At 42.2% G+C, this 16,799-nt stretch carries 18 protein-coding genes; 15 read left to right on the forward strand and 3 right to left on the reverse strand.

From position 1 onward, the window contains the following. Nucleotides 1-90 precede the first annotated feature (90 nt). On the forward strand, nt 91-1,029 hold the full coding sequence (locus tag N5C46_RS01470; RefSeq protein WP_261750617.1) for an LCP family protein: 939 nt from the start codon (nt 91-93) through the stop codon (nt 1,027-1,029). Here the strand turns inward: N5C46_RS01470 and N5C46_RS01475 are convergent. Further along, entirely contained in the window at nt 1,017-1,742 is a 726-nt protein-coding gene (locus N5C46_RS01475) for an AlbA family DNA-binding domain-containing protein (RefSeq protein ID WP_079531946.1), read from the reverse strand. The genes N5C46_RS01470 and N5C46_RS01475 overlap by 13 nt on opposite strands. 202 nt (nt 1,743-1,944) lie before the next feature. Between N5C46_RS01475 and N5C46_RS01480 the strand changes: the two genes are divergently transcribed. The 3 genes from N5C46_RS01480 to N5C46_RS01490 all read left to right on the forward strand — a co-directional run bounded on the left by N5C46_RS01480 (nt 1,945) and on the right by N5C46_RS01490 (nt 5,260). Next, nucleotides 1,945-2,865, forward strand: a complete 921-nt coding sequence (locus N5C46_RS01480) for a CobW family GTP-binding protein (protein ID WP_261750618.1) — start codon at nt 1,945-1,947, stop codon at nt 2,863-2,865. Nucleotides 2,866-3,042: 177 nt separating this feature from the next. After that, the gene (locus tag N5C46_RS01485; protein WP_261750619.1) at nt 3,043-3,459 is read left to right on the forward strand and encodes a MarR family winged helix-turn-helix transcriptional regulator; all 417 of its coding nucleotides are present in this window, start codon (nt 3,043-3,045) and stop codon (nt 3,457-3,459) included. 181 nt (nt 3,460-3,640) lie between these two features. Further along, nucleotides 3,641-5,260, forward strand: a complete 1,620-nt coding sequence (locus N5C46_RS01490) for an MDR family MFS transporter (protein WP_261750620.1) — start codon at nt 3,641-3,643, stop codon at nt 5,258-5,260. 67 nt (nt 5,261-5,327) lie between these two features. Here the strand turns inward: N5C46_RS01490 and N5C46_RS01495 are convergent, their stop codons facing one another. Next, nucleotides 5,328-5,576: a DNA alkylation repair protein gene (locus N5C46_RS01495; protein WP_224519717.1), complete on the reverse strand. Its 249-nt coding sequence runs from the start codon at nt 5,574-5,576 to the stop codon at nt 5,328-5,330. Nucleotides 5,577-5,646: 70 nt separating this feature from the next. Here N5C46_RS01495 and N5C46_RS01500 point away from each other — a divergent pair, with 70 nt between their 5' ends. The 4 genes from N5C46_RS01500 (at nt 5,647) to N5C46_RS01515 (ending at nt 8,471) form a co-directional block, all read left to right on the forward strand. Then, on the forward strand, nt 5,647-5,931 hold the full coding sequence (locus N5C46_RS01500; RefSeq protein ID WP_261750621.1) for a hypothetical protein: 285 nt from the start codon (nt 5,647-5,649) through the stop codon (nt 5,929-5,931). A gap of 102 nt (nt 5,932-6,033) precedes the next feature. Then, entirely contained in the window at nt 6,034-6,393 is a 360-nt protein-coding gene (locus N5C46_RS01505; RefSeq protein ID WP_261750622.1) for a hypothetical protein, read from the forward strand. A gap of 320 nt (nt 6,394-6,713) precedes the next feature. Beyond that, complete coding sequence (locus N5C46_RS01510) at nt 6,714-7,514, forward strand: CAP domain-containing protein (RefSeq protein WP_261750623.1); 801 nt, start codon at nt 6,714-6,716, stop codon at nt 7,512-7,514. Between the two features lie 180 nt (nt 7,515-7,694). After that, on the forward strand, nt 7,695-8,471 hold the full coding sequence (locus tag N5C46_RS01515; protein WP_261750624.1) for an SDR family oxidoreductase: 777 nt from the start codon (nt 7,695-7,697) through the stop codon (nt 8,469-8,471). Nucleotides 8,472-8,516: 45 nt separating this feature from the next. On the opposite strand, the gene N5C46_RS01520 is transcribed toward N5C46_RS01515, so the two are convergent. Continuing rightward, nucleotides 8,517-9,875: an MATE family efflux transporter gene (locus N5C46_RS01520; RefSeq protein WP_261750625.1), complete on the reverse strand. Its 1,359-nt coding sequence runs from the start codon at nt 9,873-9,875 to the stop codon at nt 8,517-8,519. 148 nt (nt 9,876-10,023) lie between these two features. Between N5C46_RS01520 and N5C46_RS01525 the strand changes: the two genes are divergently transcribed. The 7 genes from N5C46_RS01525 (at nt 10,024) to N5C46_RS01555 (ending at nt 16,784) form a co-directional block, all read left to right on the forward strand. After that, entirely contained in the window at nt 10,024-10,791 is a 768-nt protein-coding gene (locus tag N5C46_RS01525) for a carotenoid biosynthesis protein (protein ID WP_261750626.1), read from the forward strand. After that, nucleotides 10,788-11,504, forward strand: coding sequence for a lysophospholipid acyltransferase family protein (locus N5C46_RS01530; protein WP_261750627.1), 717 nt, complete (start codon nt 10,788-10,790; stop codon nt 11,502-11,504). The genes N5C46_RS01525 and N5C46_RS01530 overlap by 4 nt, the downstream gene beginning before the upstream one ends. 13 nt (nt 11,505-11,517) lie before the next feature. Next, entirely contained in the window at nt 11,518-12,615 is a 1,098-nt protein-coding gene (locus N5C46_RS01535) for a glycosyltransferase family 2 protein (protein ID WP_261750628.1), read from the forward strand. Continuing rightward, a complete protein-coding gene (locus N5C46_RS01540; RefSeq protein WP_261750629.1) occupies nt 12,612-14,099 on the forward strand; it encodes a phytoene desaturase family protein in 1,488 nt (495 codons plus the stop codon). The genes N5C46_RS01535 and N5C46_RS01540 overlap by 4 nt, the downstream gene beginning before the upstream one ends. A 74-nt stretch (nt 14,100-14,173) precedes the next feature. Then, complete coding sequence (locus N5C46_RS01545) at nt 14,174-14,737, forward strand: transposase (protein ID WP_261749724.1); 564 nt, start codon at nt 14,174-14,176, stop codon at nt 14,735-14,737. Nucleotides 14,738-14,742: 5 nt separating this feature from the next. After that, nucleotides 14,743-15,567: an IS3 family transposase gene (locus N5C46_RS01550; RefSeq protein WP_261752249.1), complete on the forward strand. Its 825-nt coding sequence runs from the start codon at nt 14,743-14,745 to the stop codon at nt 15,565-15,567. Between the two features lie 146 nt (nt 15,568-15,713). Further along, complete coding sequence (locus N5C46_RS01555; RefSeq protein ID WP_261750630.1) at nt 15,714-16,784, forward strand: undecaprenyldiphospho-muramoylpentapeptide beta-N-acetylglucosaminyltransferase; 1,071 nt, start codon at nt 15,714-15,716, stop codon at nt 16,782-16,784. Nucleotides 16,785-16,799 lie beyond the last annotated feature (15 nt).

Below are 16,799 nucleotides of genomic sequence, written 5' to 3' on the forward strand. Positions count from 1 at the left end.
AAGCAGGGTCCGATTGCCGAATTGGTTTCTTAATCCTTGTATAGAATGTTCATTCCATACCAACAATGAAAGTATATATGAGGTGATTCAATGAAAAAGATAGCGTTAGTCCTTTCCATCCTGTTTTCTCTCTTTGTAGCAGTGAGCTGTTCACCGATTTGGAAGAATGAAGGATTGCCTGCTGTAGAAGAGGAGACTACCCCGAAAAAAGTATTAAATACTTCCGATGAATCGGTATTTCCTTTTACCCTTGATGAAAATAAGCAAACGGTCAACTTCCTTCTAATAGGTTCGGATCAGCGTAAAAATGAACCTGCACGGGCTGACGTATTAATGGTGGCTCAATACAGGCCAGAGTCATCGACCCTAAAGATCATTTCAATCATGAGGGATACATTCGTCGAGATTCCCGGATATGAAAAGAGCAAGATTAATCATGCATATTCCTGGGGAGGGGAAGAATTGCTGGCTGATACGATACAAAAAAACTTCCATCTGGACATTCACCATACCGTTAAGATTGATTTCAACAAGTTCATCAGTATGATGGACCTTGTGTTTCCTGAAGGGGTACCGGTTACGGTGACAGAGCCAATGATCGCTCACTGGAATTGGTCGAGAGAACCGGGGGAAAACGTACTGAAAGGAGAAGAAATCCTGCAGTATGTAAGGTTCAGGGGGGATAGTCAGAACGACTTTGGGAGAGTGGAAAGACAGCAGGAAATCATGTCATTGGCAGAAAAGAGCCTGATGGAAAAAATGGAGACGGGTGAAGGAATGAGGACGCTTGTATCACTCATCAGAGAGGGATTGAAAAACGTGGAAACCTCCACTCCTATAAGTGAAGTAATGAAATACGGGATGTCTGTCATGCTGCATCCAATCGACAAAGTGGATACGCTCAGGATACCGGTTGAAGGAAGCTTCACTGATCTTAAGGCTGCCCATGCAGGACTGGTCCTTGATATGGATGAACAAAAGAATCGGGAAGCCATCATGGATTTTCTTGGTTCAAGTCACCATGAATGAAATTCAGAAGAATCAAGGTCCAGGAACGATTCAATCTTTTTCATTTTCCTTATGATCAATTCGTGCAGATAGTCTTTATATTTCTGATCTTCTGCCAGATCATGTTCCGTATGAAGGATTTTTAAGTGCTCAAGGTGCTCCTTCAATGTTTTTTCATCGCTGTCTGACCCTCCTGACTGCACTTTCCGGAGGATGACATCCACTAATTTGTCGTGAGTGGCTTCAATCGTCTTGGTTCCTTGTCTGGCATAAATTGCTCCATATCGCAATTCCCCCCTTGTGACAATGGAAGTGTAAGGAACGTACCTTGGATCATAATCGATGATGAGGACTTGGAATCGTTTCAGGCTCATCAATGGATGGGTGCTTTCAGGGAAAATGAAATCTTCGGTGCGATAACGCACATATTTAGGCAGCAGATGTTGAAGTTTATTATCAACATCTGCTTTATCGAGAAATTCTTCATCGGTCAATCCTTTTAAATCGACTGATCCGTCATCAAATTGCATCACACCGACGATGATGCATCCACCTCCTGTATTGGAAATGGCAAGGATATGTTTTGCCATCTTGGTGAATTCGATCCAATCGGACTTGAAATCCACATAATCTGTTTCGCCTGTATTATGAAGTAACAGATCCTTCAATGTTTCATGAGAAGGATTCTTCAGGAAATCTCTAAGTTTAAGCGGAACAATCTTCTCATAATACATGAATATTCCCACCTTTTACTGATTCTTCAGGTATCAATACGACGGTATACAGCCATATTTCATTCTATGCTAAAAAAAAGTGGATAACGCTCCTTAAACGAATAATTCTTCCCTGCCCATTGTCATCCATCGGTGATGTCCGTTGTGTTCCTATTCACTTTCTAATAAAATGTGTATAGGGATCAAAGGAAAGGAAGATTACATGAAAAAAGATGTCTATATATTATCCGGATTTCTTGGCAGTGGAAAAACGACTTTACTTAAACAATTGCTGAAATCCTTAAAGGATCATGATAAAAAACCCGCAGTGTTGATGAATGAATTAGGAAGTGTATCCATCGATAGTGATGCGGTTGATGATGACACAGCACTGCGTGAACTTCTTGATGGCTGTATTTGCTGTACCATTTCAGAGAAATTGGAGTCCCAGCTCCAGGAACTTCTACTGAACGAAGACTTCGATGTACTGGTCATTGAAACAACGGGTGCTGCACATCCAGTTGAGGTGGTCGATTCCATTCTGTCCCCTCTGTTTGCCGATCAATTTGAATTCAGGGGTATCCTCACGGTGGTGGATGGACTTCAATGGCGGAACAGGGGGGACTTCAGTCCGGCTGTCTTACATTTGATGAGAGAGCAAATCCGTCATGCCCAGTTCATCATTGCGAATAAAATGGATTTGCTGACTGAAATGGAGCAGGGGACATTCTCTTACGAACTACAACAAATGAATCAGAATGCCAAGGTGTATTTAACGAATTACTCTCAAGTATCCATGAAAGATATTCTTTCTTTAAAAGCACAACAAGAAACACTTACGCATGATCGAGCTTCCATTGGGGAACATCTGACTCTCCAGGCGGTTGTTTATACGTTCAGCGGGAAAGTGAATGGAGAAGCTTTTGAGGAATGGGTGAAAAGCCAGCCAGGTTCCATATACAGGATGAAGGGATACGTCCCTTTGCAAGGAAGGAACTATCCAACGTTATTTCAATACTCATACGGGATGCCCCTATTTATGCCCGGAGATATGAAATACCCTACCAACTTCGTCATAATCGGAGAAAATTTACATAAAGAAGAAATAGTACACTCTTTACAGAAGATTGACCTGACGGATTAATCCGGAGGGGGTGGGGGAGTCCTTAATCCGTTTTTCTATAAAAGGGGATTCAATATAATAATGGTCATAACAAATTTAAACCATTGACAAGATCAAAAAAAATGTATATTATTTAATAGTTAACTTAGTGAAGTATTTATTGAGTGTAAGAAAGGTCGATTTTTAGTGGGAAAAGAATTGTTCGAGCTAGAAGGACTGTTCAGGTCCGTGTTTAGAATGATGAAATCAGATATTCGAACCATTTTTGGAGAATTCATTTCAAATGGGGAATTCCGGGTGCTCCAACTCATCAGGGAAAATGGTGCGCTGAAATCCTCGGAAATTTCAAAGCGAATGGAAGTCTCCGCAAGTCACATTACGTCCATTACAGATACACTAGTTGAAAAAGGCTATATTACCAGACAGCGATCCAATGAAGATCGTAGAGTCGTAGAGTTGGCCGTTACTCCTGAAGGAGTGGAAGTGCTGGCACAATGTGAAGAGAAGAAGTCGCACTATTTTCAGCAGTTATTCCAAACCTTTGAAAAAGAGGAGATCGAGCACCTGATCGAACTGTTCGAGAAATTGATGAGTTCATCCGTTCGTAAGTCATAACGTGTTTCAAGATACTATCCTGTAAATGTCACTGTTCTGCTTCAGAATCAGAGGTGTTCAGCCATATAATTGACAGGAATGAAAAAAGGGTTGACCTGTAGATTGGTCATCCCTTCTATTATGCTCATTTACTTAAGTTGGTTAATTATTCATACTATAAATATTGAGGGAGACAGAGAATATGGAGCACTTAGAACATCGTAAAAAAGTACTGATCATGATTGCAATCATGTCAGCCATGTTATTCGCCGCATTGAATCAGACCATTGTGGGAACCGCATTGCCAAAGATCATTTCTGAAATCGGAGGTATGGACTATTATAGCTGGGTATTCACCATCTTCATGTTGACCAGCTCCGTAACCGCCATTTTGGTCGGTAAATTATCCGATATGTATGGAAGGAAGCCTTTTATCTTACTTGGAATAGGAGTCTTTATGATTGGTTCGTTCTTAAACGGACTATCCGCTTCCATCATACAGTTAATCATTTTCCGGGGGATTCAAGGATTCGGTGCCGGTATGATCATGTCCACCGCCTTTACTGCTGTCGGGGACTTATTCTCTCCACGAGAAAGAGGGAAGTGGCAGGGGCTGATGAGCAGTGTGTTTGGTTTAGCCAGTGTATTCGGTCCGACACTCGGAGGCTGGATCGTAGATAATGCCGATTGGCACTGGGTATTCTGGGTATTCCTTCCGGTAGGATTCATCGCATTTGGGATGATTTATAAAATGTTCCCTTCCCAAGAACCGAATAGAGGTTTGAAAGTGGATTACCTGGGATCCATCATGCTGACTTTAACGATCATTCCGTTATTACTGGCCTTTACGTGGGGTGGAAACGATTATGAATGGGTTTCCCTTCAAATCATTGGACTACTGACTACCTCGGTTGTAGCACTGATCCTATTCATCATAACGGAAAAACGAGCTAGTAACCCTGTACTTCCACTACAATTGTTTAAAAATAAGATCTTCACCCTTTCCAATATCATTGGATTCATTCTCGGAGCCGGGATGTTCGGGGCCATTATGTATATGCCGTTCTTCATTCAGGGCGTAATGGGTACCTCCGCGACGAAATCCGGACTCGTGATGATGCCCATGACATTGAGTATGGTATTTGCCAGTACGATCGGGGGACAAATCATTACGAAGACAGGGAAATATAAGTTTCTCGCACTGATTGGTCTGTTCATCATGAGTGCGGGTATGATCCTATTATCCTTCATGGATACGGATACGACCAACGCCAGAGCCCTGCTGAATATCATTATAGTAGGAACAGGACTTGGACTGAGTTTCCCCGTCTTTACGCTGACGGTTCAAAACGCAGTGCAGCATAAGTTCCTTGGTGTCGCCACGGCCGCAACGCAATTGTTCAGACAAATCGGAGGGACGATAGGGGTAGCCATCATGGGAACCGTGATGAATTCTTCCATGACGTCAAAAATGACAGAGAAAATGTCTTCAGTAAAAGACTCTCCATTACTGTCAGATCCTGAAACGGCTGGCGTTATGAAACAGCTTCAAGATCCACAGAACATCATGAACGGCGGAAAATTAAAAGAGCTTCAATCAACATTGCCACAAGAATTCCAAGGGATCTATGCATCCATTCTGGAAGGTGTAAGAGAATCATTGAGTTATGCGTTAACGAATGTTTTCTTTATTGGAGCCATGATTCTTCTCGTAGGATTTGTTTTAACCTTCTTTATGAAAGAGATCCCTTTAAGGATGTCAAATAAAGATGTTACAGAGGAAGAAAAGGAAACAGAGCTTAAAGAAGCTTCCAATCACTAATAACCATTAAATAAAAGAGGGTGACCGTGTCTGCTGATTGTGGCAGGCATGGTTACCCTCTTTCTGATTAGGACATAGTACTTTCTCCAAATTTCTTAAAGGTCATTTCATCCTCCACCAGGCCACAAGCCGCACATTGAACTTTTAACTGGGGTCCGTTGTAAGCGAGGTGAAATGGCTCGAGTTGATTTTGCTCATAATTCTGAACGACTTCTCCTGAAGCAGGATCAAGTTTCACACTCTGAGGTACTTGTTGTATAATATTAAATCGTGTTCGATTCGTTTTACAGCTGGGACAGCGATAGGGTGTAGTCATTGATATCACCTTTCTTCGTTTTTTTTAGTATGGTTAAAGAATAAAGATTTTATGTAAAGGATGATTGAATATGTCAGTAGTATTCAACGATTTGCTGATATCATACAGACAAATATGGAAAAACCGCATGCTAACAAACGATGCCGTTTCACCGGAACAAATATTAAAAGAAGCCATTAGACGTGAACTGGAAGATGCAAATAGTCACCCAAGGGTTCGTAAGTCCATTGAAATTAAATATTATTTGGCCACTAAAAGAATTACTGAATCCGACTTGTCAAACGATGATAAAATTCGTTTAATCCAGCTACATATCGAAATGGGCGCACAATTAATGAAAGACAGGAATCTCTAATCAGGAATGATCATCATGAAAGTAAATATGAGCAGTTCGCTTTTCAACTATACCTACTCAGGTATATAATGAGGGGAGTTTAATGAAAAGGGTGATATCAGTATGCCTCTACTAACAATAGTATTAGTCAGTATACTCTCATATATGATCTATTATCGATATTTTCCCGTACGAACAAAACAATGGAATTCCCTTGAAGTGACGACAGAACATGTAGTAGTGGATGTCAGGGATTATCAGGACTCGTCAAAAGGAGATTGCGAAGAGGTCATAGCCTTGCCTTGCGGATACATTCGAAGATATGCAAGTGATATTCCAGAAGGGCCTGTCATTGTGATGGGAAGCAATTTCGTCGAGTGTAATGTGGGCGTGAGACAATTAAAACGCCTAGGGTTCGATGTGAAGGGATACCTGCTCATCGGTTCTGACAAAAAATGCAATGAATACCTTTCTTTGGGGTGAAATCCTTCCCGTTTTGAAATGTTCCTGTAATATCCGTTACATTGGGTGGGCTCTTAAAAACCTGTCAAGAATAAGATACCGGTAATAATTAGTTCCAGCATCCAATTCATTCAGCTGTTGGAAATGTAAGTAAATCATTTAAAAAATGCTTTTCTTCCTATTAGAATCAGTGGTTACTATCTTACTATAAGGAAATTGTCTTTCAAAATAGAACAATTGATTACTAGTTACCAAGTTCTCCCGTAAATGTAACAAAAACAGGGTGGTATGATGAATGTGCAGCAAAGAAAAACACATTCACTAAGGAGGAATTCATTTTTATGAATAAGAAAATGATGGTTTCAGCAGCAACAGCATTAACATTATTAGCAACTCCATTCGCAGCAGGTAAAGCTGACGCTGCAGCACCGTGCCCGGCACAAGATAAGGTCGCTCAAAAAGTGAACGCCTTTAAATATAATGGTAATCAAGAAGATCTAAACAAATATGTTCAAGATGTTCTATCAAAATACCAAATCAACGGTCAAAATATAAATGTACAAGAATTATTGAATGGACAGGCTCCAAAAGCAGAGGCGGCGGCACCTGCTCCAGCTAAGGAAGCACCAAAAGCGGAAGCTCCTGCACCAGAAGAAGCACCAAAAGCAGAAGCTCCTGCACCTAAGTCCGAAGCACCTGCACCAGCTCCAGCTTCAAATGAGCAAAAACAACAATCAGAGCAAGCAAGTGAAAAATCTGGTCAATTAAGCCAGTTTGAACAAAAAGTAGTGGAATTGACTAACCAGGAACGTGCAAAACAAGGTCTTCCAGCTCTTAAAGTAGATGCAGAATTAAGCAAGGTAGCACGTGAGAAGTCTAAAGATATGCAAGCGAACAACTACTTCTCTCACACTAGCCCTACGTATGGTTCACCATTCGACATGATGAAGCAGTTTGGTATCGAGTACAGCTCTGCAGGTGAAAACATCGCTATGGGTCAACAGACTCCTGAAGAAGTAGTACAGGCATGGATGAATAGTGAAGGTCACCGTAAAAACATCATGAGTTCAAACTACACTCACATCGGTGTGGGATATGTAGAGAACGGTAACTACTGGACTCAACAGTTCATCGGTAAGTAATCTTTTGATCAAAAGCAGTCTCTCTTTGGAGAGGCTGTTTTTTTTATTTTCCCTTCACTATTTGAATGCATACGCGGTTTTCTTTTTACCATGTTGAACAAATGATGGAAGAGCTTAGATTTGCATTTCCTGATAATCATTCTTACTATTGAAATATAACGAGTACGTGGAGTGAGCTTGATGAAAGAAGATAAAGTTGTCCTAATAACGGGCGGATCAAAGGGAATCGGAAGAAAGACCGTGGAGGAGTTCTCTAAACAAGGATACACGGTCATCCTGAATTATAGAAGCGATGATTCTCTTGTAGAGGGGTTGGTTAATGAATTAACTCAAACATACTCCAATTCCATCATCCCGATCAAAGGGGACATTTCCTTGCCGGAAGAATGTGAACGGATGGCATCAGAAATCTGGAATAAGGTGGAGAGCGTCGACATCCTGATTCACAATGCCGGACCCTATGTTAAAGAAAGAAAGTCTTTTGCCGAATATTCCCCTGAGGAATGGAATTATATTGTGAATGGGAATTTAAATAGTGTATTTTACTTATCCAGGCTAATGATTCCAAAGATGCGTGAAAAACAATGGGGAAGAATCATCACATTTGGATATGACAGGGTCGAATCAGCACCTGGCTGGATTTACCGATCTGCCTTCGCTGCAGCGAAGGCGGGTCTCGCTTCCTTCACAAAAACGATTTCAATCGAAGAAGCAAAAAACGGTATAACGGCAAATATGGTCTGCCCTGGTGACATTATAGGTGATTGGAAAGAAAGTGAAATCAGCAGGGCCAAAGAACAATATGATCCACATACACCGATTGGCCGACCGGGAACAGGGGAGGATTTGGCGAGGATCATTTCTTTCCTATGCCAGGAAGAATCCGATTTCATTACCGGTTCCATCATTCCCGTTACAGGTGGTAAGGATGTACTTGGGAAGGTATTTCATCAATAAAGAGCAACGGCAGTAATGCAGTCCGTTGCTCATTCGGTCCCTATTCTAATGACTATATTGTTTTCTGTATTTCTTTTGTATAAATAGGAGCCGACCTGACAATGTGATCGCCCCTGCCGTTAAGCCTGATGTAAGCCCCAGCCAGTACCCGTATGGACCGAAAGTTGTGTAGTTAGCAAGAATATAACCCAATGGAAGGCCGATCACCCAATAAGACACAAGAGCCATGATGAAGGTGATATTGACATCCTTATATCCTCTAAGGGCACCTTGGACAGGGGCTTGTATCGCGTCTGAAAGCTGGAAGAATACGGCATACAATAAGAAGTGAGCCGTTAATTTTAATACATACGCATCATCCGAGTAAAGATAGGCGATTTCAGAACGGAATACGAGTAATATGATTCCATATATGACAGCTAACAGCAATGCAAAGCTGACGCCCATCCAGCTGTAAATCTTCGCATCACGGAGCCTCTTGGCACCGACCTCAAAGCCTACGACGATGGTCAATGCCATGGATATGCTCAGTGGGATCATATAGAGGAAGGATGCGAAATTGATCGCTGCCTGGTGACCCGCAATGACCACTGTATCGTAATTGCTCATCAACAAAGTAACAGCTGAAAAAATGCTTACTTCGAAGAAAATCGATAAACCAATCGGTACACCGATCACAAAGATTTCTTTCCACTTGGCAAGGTCAGGCTTATGGATGGTCCGAAAGATAGTATATTGACTAAAAGGCCCTTTCGTATGGACGACCCAGAAGGCGATGAGCGTAATAAGCCAATAGGTGAGGGCAGAGGCAACACCTGCACCCACCCCTCCAAGTGCAGGGAGTCCCAACTTACCAAAAATAAGAAGATAATTGAATACGACATTAATCGGCAGGGACATGAGAGTGATGAACATGGTCACCCTCGTCATCCCCAGGGCGTCGATGAACGATCGTAATACATTATAGATGAATAAGGGGATCATTCCGAACGAGAGGGCAATGAGATATTCCTTTGCCACAATACGGACTTCCGGTTCTATATTCATCCCGTTTAATATCGGGTTGAGGACGAGTCCCCCAGTCACCATGACGATAAGGGATAAAGCGACGGCTGCATATACACCTTGAAGCACGGTATGGGGAACTTCTTTCTTATTGCCTCGTCCGTTCAATTGGGCGACGATGGGCGTCACGGCCAAAAGGATCCCGCTTAATCCTGTGAAGACGGGTACCCAAAGGGAAGAGCCGATGGCGACACCTGCCAGATCAATGGGAGAATATTTCCCTGACATGATCGTGTCGAAGAAATTCATGGCAAACATCCCGAGCTGCGTGACAAGGATGGGGATGAGTATGATGGATAGTTGTGTGATCTTATCTTTCAATGTATGAGTTTCTCTCATTAAACGTACTCCTTCTGCATGCCTTCAGATACAGCATGGTGATTTCACTATCATACTGTACCATATTTTCATGGGGATAGAGAGTGAAATATGCTTACCAAACGAGGACTCATGATGAATGAGGAAAATGACCATATGGGAGGAAAGAATGACTAAACATTGGCAGGACTGGATTTGGTTAGTGTTTATTATATGGTATGGGGTGGGAATCATACTGGTTTCGCTCGACTTGCTGCCTCCGTCCCTTCATTGGGCAAATGCCATCTTTTTATATTTAGCAGGGTTATTGGCCATTCTTTATGCAATGAAGAGACTCGGGACCCGACCCGGACTGATCTTATCTTTATGCATCATGCTGCTGACGATCATCGCCGAGAGTTTAGGTGTCCATTATGGTCTGATATTCGGGTCCTATCATTATGAAAAGGATTTTGGGTTTCAATTATTCGGAGTACCAGTGACAATCGGCTTCGCTTGGGTGATGGTGGTATTCACCAGCATGTCACATTTTGAGTTCCTCTTGAAGAGGGCGAAGACAGTCGGGGGAGCGTTAGTCTATAGTACAGTGACCTCTCTATTAGCGGTGACAATGGATTTGATCATCGACCCCGTTGCCTTTAAAGGCAGGGAATACTGGATATGGGATCAAGGGGGAGCATATTATGATATCCCCGCACAAAACTTCCTGGGATGGTTTTTTGTTTCATTTTTCATCCAATGCTTCCTGTATATATGGATGGAGCGTGAAGGCTTCTCTACCAAATGGAGCGTCCGGATGAGGAAGCTATACTTCCTTGTGATCTTAATGTTTATAGTGACGGCTATGGTGGAAGGGCTATGGCTTGCGGTTCTTGTCACTTCGTCATTTTACACGGCATCTCTTATTCTAAGAACACGATTGGAGAAAGTAGCATGATTGAACCGAAAAAAAGTAAGAGATTTCAACAACTGCTGTCGGGCTATCTTACTTACCAGCTCAAAAAGCATTTTTATCGTGTGTGGATCGAAGACCAACGAGACTCGTTTCAACAGGGTTCTGGTCACCTGGTACTTGCCAATCATTCAAGCTGGTGGGATGGATTGATGGTCTTTTACTTAAATCATCATGTGATAAAAGAAGACAGCTTCGCCATGATGAGCCAGAAAGGAATGGAGGATTTCCCCTTCTTTCGGAAAATCGGTGCATTCTCTGTCAATCCCCATTCTCCGAAAGACCTCATCACTTCTTTGAAATTCGCTGAGAAGTGTTTACAAGAGAAGAAAACGGTTTGGATCTTTCCTCAAGGAATGGAAGAGCATCTTGAAAAGAGACCCTTATCCTTTATGAGTGGACCGGGTTATTTGTACGAACGAAATGCGGAAATCCTTGTCACAATGGTCACATTTTATTATACTTTCCGTCATGATCAAAGACCCGAGTTGTTCATCCGGATTGGCCGGGAAAACTTGGATAGAAGTCAGCTCTCAACACGGGAAGAGGTGACAGGGCACTTAAGAATGGGTATGGAAACGAGGCTTGATGGCTTGAAGAAGGATATCATTCATGAAAACATATCCTCATTTGAATTGTTGCTTAAAGGATTTCCGACAAATAGTGAATGGTTGAGCTTTTGGAAGAGAAGAAAGTAGGGGTGGAAAGAAAATGATGTATTATTATATACTGATCACCTTCCTATTTCTATTGGCTACGTTGATCAATCTGCTTTTTTTACCAAAGCTATCCCGTAAGTCGACGGTAAATGACTTGGTTTCCGTACTGGTTCCAATGAGGAACGAGGAAAGAAATGTAAAAGGGCTAATCGAAAGCATCAAGAGAATTACCCACTCCCCCGTGGAATTTATCATATTGGATGATGGGTCGACGGATCGAACAAGAGAGCTCCTGACACGCTTAACAAAAGACGATCCCCGCTTCAGGATCATCGATGGAAAGCACCTTCCACAAGGGTGGGTGGGAAAGGTCCATGCCTGCAACGAGCTTAGCCGGCATGCCTCAGGTTCGTATTATCTTTATCTGGACGCCGATGTTAGGGTTTCTCCATCCATCATTGATAAAGTATTATTCCAAATGGAACGATATGATTCGGGGCTTGTAACGGGATTTCCCCACTTTCCCTTACCGACCTTCCTTAGTAAAATGCTGGTACCGTTCCAGCACTTTCTCGTCTATTTTCACCTTCCCCTCGCTGTGGCAAATCATACGACCAGAAGTGCATTCACGGCAGCTCATGGAGCATTTATGTTTTTCAAAAAGGAAGCGTACGATGATTGCGGTGGACATGAGGCTGTTAAGTCGTCTCTCCTGGAGGATGTCCACCTCTCAAGGAAAGTAAAGGAAAACGGGTGGAAGGTGACACTTGTCAATAATAGCTTTGACGTGACCTGTCATATGTATGAAACGAATAAGGAAGTTTGGGAAGGATTTTTGAAGAATATCTACGTAGGCACGGGAAGAAGTCCGATATCGGTTATCCTTCTTTCCCTATTTTATTCCATTTTCTACATCCTTCCCCTGCCTTTAGCCCTTTACGGGTTGGTGTCGGGTGAGTTCGGGTACGTTCTTCCCTTGTTGGGAATATGGGTGCAAACATTCATGATAGACATCATTTCCAATCAATCAAAATGGCATTTTCTATTGGTTCCTATCGCATCCATCTTCTTTATTTTCATCATGTGGGCGTCTATGCTGAGGGGAATGAAAAATCAGGGATACACGTGGAAAGGAAGGACCTATTCATGAAGAATATCATCATCATTGGCGGGGGATTAGGGGGATTGTCAGCAGCGATATCCCTTCAAAGTAAAGGATATCATGTTACGGTCGTAGATCAGAACCAGCACCCAGGCGGGAAAATGATGCGGGTCGAAATCGGCGGCTACTCCTTTGATTTCGGCCCGAATACGATTACGATGCCCCACGTCTTTCAATCAGTGATCAATGATGCAGGAGGGGACTCCTCCCGTTATTTTGAGTTTGAAAGACTTGTAAAACATACGAAAAACGTTTTTCCGGATGGAAGGATCCTCTATCAATCAGCCGACCCCGAAGAAATGATGAACGAACTTAAAGAGATCGATCCCTATGGGGCAGCTCATTATTCAGAGTATTTAAAAGAGGTAGAAAAGCTTTTTACATTGGCTGAGAAAGGTTTTTTTTACCGGGTATTTGGTTCTTGGAAGGATTATCTGTCACCAAGTCTTTCCTATAGCTTTATGAAGGTCCGTCCCTTTGAGAAAATGGACCATTTTCATAGAAGGTTCTTTCGGGATGAAGAAGTGTTGAAGGTGTTCAATCGGTATGCGACGTATATAGGCTCATCACCTTATGAGTGCCCTGCCACCTTTTCATTGATCGGTCATCTTGAGATGAAAGATGGAGTGTACTATACGAAAGGTGGAAACCCTAGGATTGCCGAAGGGTTTCGTTCTTTCTTCCAGGAACTCGGGGGAAGATTACGTCTCGGAGTTAGAATGAAAGAGATCGTGGTGAAGGGGGAAAGGGCAGTCGGAGTCACAACAGAAGATGGAGAATTTCTTCCTGCTGACGACGTGATCGTGAATGGGGACTTTATCACCGCTACGAAAGAATTGATAGAGGAGGGGGATCGACCGAGTCATCCTGACGTGAAGCTTGATTCCTATGAACCGTCGATTTCGGCTTTCGTGATTTTAGCGGGTCTCAGGACCTTCCAGGAATCCATTCATCATCATCAGGTTTATTTCACAGAGGACTATCATAAGGAATTCACCGAAATATTCTCTGAAAAGAAGCTCCCAAGTGACCCAACGATCTATATCAGCCATTCGGCAGCCACAGATCCAAGCGTCACAAAGGGAAGTAATTTATTTATCCTTGTCAATGCACCCGCCATCGAATTGACAGATGAAGAAGTTCAGTCGTATAAAGAGAAGATTTATCAAATATTAGAAGAAAAGGGATTGTCTATAAAGGAATCCCTGGAAGTGGAGAAAATCTACACACCGGACACCATAAAACATAAATTCTCTGCCTATAAAGGCTCTCTTTACGGCCTGGCCTCCCACCGTATGACCGAAGCATTTCTTCGTCCTTCCAATGTCAGCAAGGATATCCATCACCTTTTCTACACGGGTGGAACGACACATCCCGGTGGAGGATCCCCGATGGTCACGATAAGTGGAAGAAATGTAGCCAATTATATTTTAAAAAGGGATAGGGGCCATACATCTCGGTCATTCTCTTGAATACAAAGAGTCCTTTCATAAAGGTATCGACCCCCAAAAGTTAGAGTAGAAAACTAACTTTTGGGGGTGTTTTTATGGCTAAATATAGTGAAGAATTTAAACTAAAACTTGTCACCGAGTATCTGGATGGCCATCTTGGATATAAATCATTGGCGAAAAAATATAACCTACCTTCTAAGACACCACTACTAGATTGGGTAAGAGCTTATAAAACACAAGGAATAGAAGGTATAAAGCGAAGAGAAATAAACAAAGCGTACTCTGTTCAATTTAAATTAGATACGATACTATTTATGTTAGAGACAGGCGCTTCTTATCAGGAAACTGCGGAACAATTTAAGCTGAACAATCCTTCATTAATTCATTCTTGGACGAAAATATTTAATGAACAAGGAGTAGATGGCCTGAAACCTAAATTAAAGGGGAGACCTTCTATGTCTAAGAAACCTAATAAATCGGAGAAGAAGGAAGAGAAAAAGGTAACACGCGAAGAGGAATTAGAACGCGAGAATGAATTACTGCGATTGGAAAATGCGTACCTAAAAAAGTTGAGAGCTTTTCGGGAGAATCCGAATGCCTTCCGCGAAAAGCACAAGCCAAGCTCGCATTCGAACTTAAAGAAGAAGGATTCCGATTAAAAGATATTTTTCAAGTAGTGGGGATTCCCGAAGCAACCTACCACTATCATGTGAAGGGTTTTGACAAAGAGGATTCAAATGCAGAATTAAAAGAACTCATTACTTCCCTATTTAAAAAATTTCATGAACGTTATGGGTATAAACGGATTACGAAGGAATTAAAGAAATTAGGTCATCATATCAATCATAAAAAAGTATATCGTATTATGCGAGACATCGGATTGAAATGTGTAAAATTCATGCGGAAATCCCGTAAATACAATTCGTATAAGGGGAACGTTGGAAAGGTGGCAAAGAACCGATTATCACGCCGGTTTAACACGCATGTCCCTCTACAAAAATTAGTAACTGACATTACAGAATTTAAATGTCTAAACGAAGAGAAGTTATATTTAAATCCCATTCTTGACCTCTATAACGGAGAAATCATCGCGTACGGAATCAGGAAACGTCCCACGTTAGATCTAGTCACGGAACCTTTACATGAAACGATAGAAATAATAAGAGATCACGCAATCTATCGAACCACCATCCATTCTGATCAAGGCTGGCATTACCAGCACAATCAATGGGTGAAGACATTAAAGAAGAATAATGTATTCCAAAGCATGTCACGGAAAGCTACATGCGCAGACAACGCTGTAATGGAAAACTTTTTTGGTGTTTTGAAGCAGGAAATGTATTATGGAGAAAAATTAGTTACCTTTGAGGATTTGAGAAGCCGGATTGAAGAATATATCCACTGGTACAATCATGAACGTTCAAAAGAAAAATTGGATGGACTTAGTCCAGTCGAATACCGAACTCAGTCCATCCAATCAGCTGCATAACAAAACTCTAACTTTTGGGGTTAGCCACCAAAAGGGTCTCTTTTCTTTTTGTCAAATTTTCGTGGTTCTATCCCGCTTCTATTTTTGGTAAAGTGTATAATGGTTAGAGAGAAGGAAATTAGAATCTGAGTTAGGAGTTTATACATATGAAGAAACGAATATTATTTACGGGCGGAGGATCGGCGGGCCACGTCACGGTTAATACAGCATTGATTCCACACTTTGAAAAAGAAGGTTGGGACATCACGTATATAGGTTCGGAAGATGGGATTGAAAAGGAAATCATCACTGAACAATTTCCCCATATCCCATACAAGAGCATTTCCAGCGGCAAGCTGAGAAGATATTTTTCCTGGAAAAACTTTTCAGATCCGTTTCGAGTGATGAAAGGCGTGTTTGACGCATTATCCGTCATCAGGAAAACGAAGCCGGACATCATCTTTTCCAAAGGGGGATTCGTATCCGTCCCGGTCGTGATGGCCGCAAAGATGGCGAAAGTTCCTGTAGCGATCCATGAGTCCGATGTGACCCCGGGACTTGCCAATAAATTAGCCGTCCCATTCGCAACTAAAATTTTCACCACCTTCCCGGAAACGGTTCAATCCCTTCCGAGTGAAAAATCTTTATGCGCAGGAGCCATCATCCGCGAGGAATTATTCACGGGTGATACCCGTGAAGGGAAGAGATTAACCGGTTATTATGAGGATAAACCCGTTTTGATGATCATGGGAGGAAGTCTTGGTGCAAGAAAAATTAACGAAGCGGTAAGAGGGAATCTGGAGGAGCTGCTGACGGCCTTTCAGATCATTCATATTTGCGGGAAAGGCAATGTAGATGAAAGCCTCGTACAAAAAGGGTATCGTCAATACGAATTCATCAAGGGTGAACTGCCTCATTACCTGGCGATGACGGATTTCGTGATCTCCCGTGCCGGTTCGAATTCAATCTTTGAATTCCTGGCTTTAAAGAAACCGATGTTATTGATCCCCCTCTCCAGGGAAGCGAGCCGGGGAGATCAAATCCTAAATGCCAACAGTTTCGTGAAACACGGTTATGCAATAAAGCTGGAAGAAGAAGAACTGAACGAAAAGAGCTTCTTGGACCGTGTCAATGAGCTTAAGTCCAATCGTGACATCATGATCCGCAATATGGAAAAAGGTGAAAAAGCCTACACTATCCAGGATATGTATGAGGTACTTTCCTCCATGTCCCGATAAAGAGTCATTGTACTC

The organism is Rossellomorea vietnamensis, from assembly GCF_025398035.1.
Classification (GTDB): domain Bacteria; phylum Bacillota; class Bacilli; order Bacillales; family Bacillaceae_B; genus Rossellomorea; species Rossellomorea vietnamensis_B.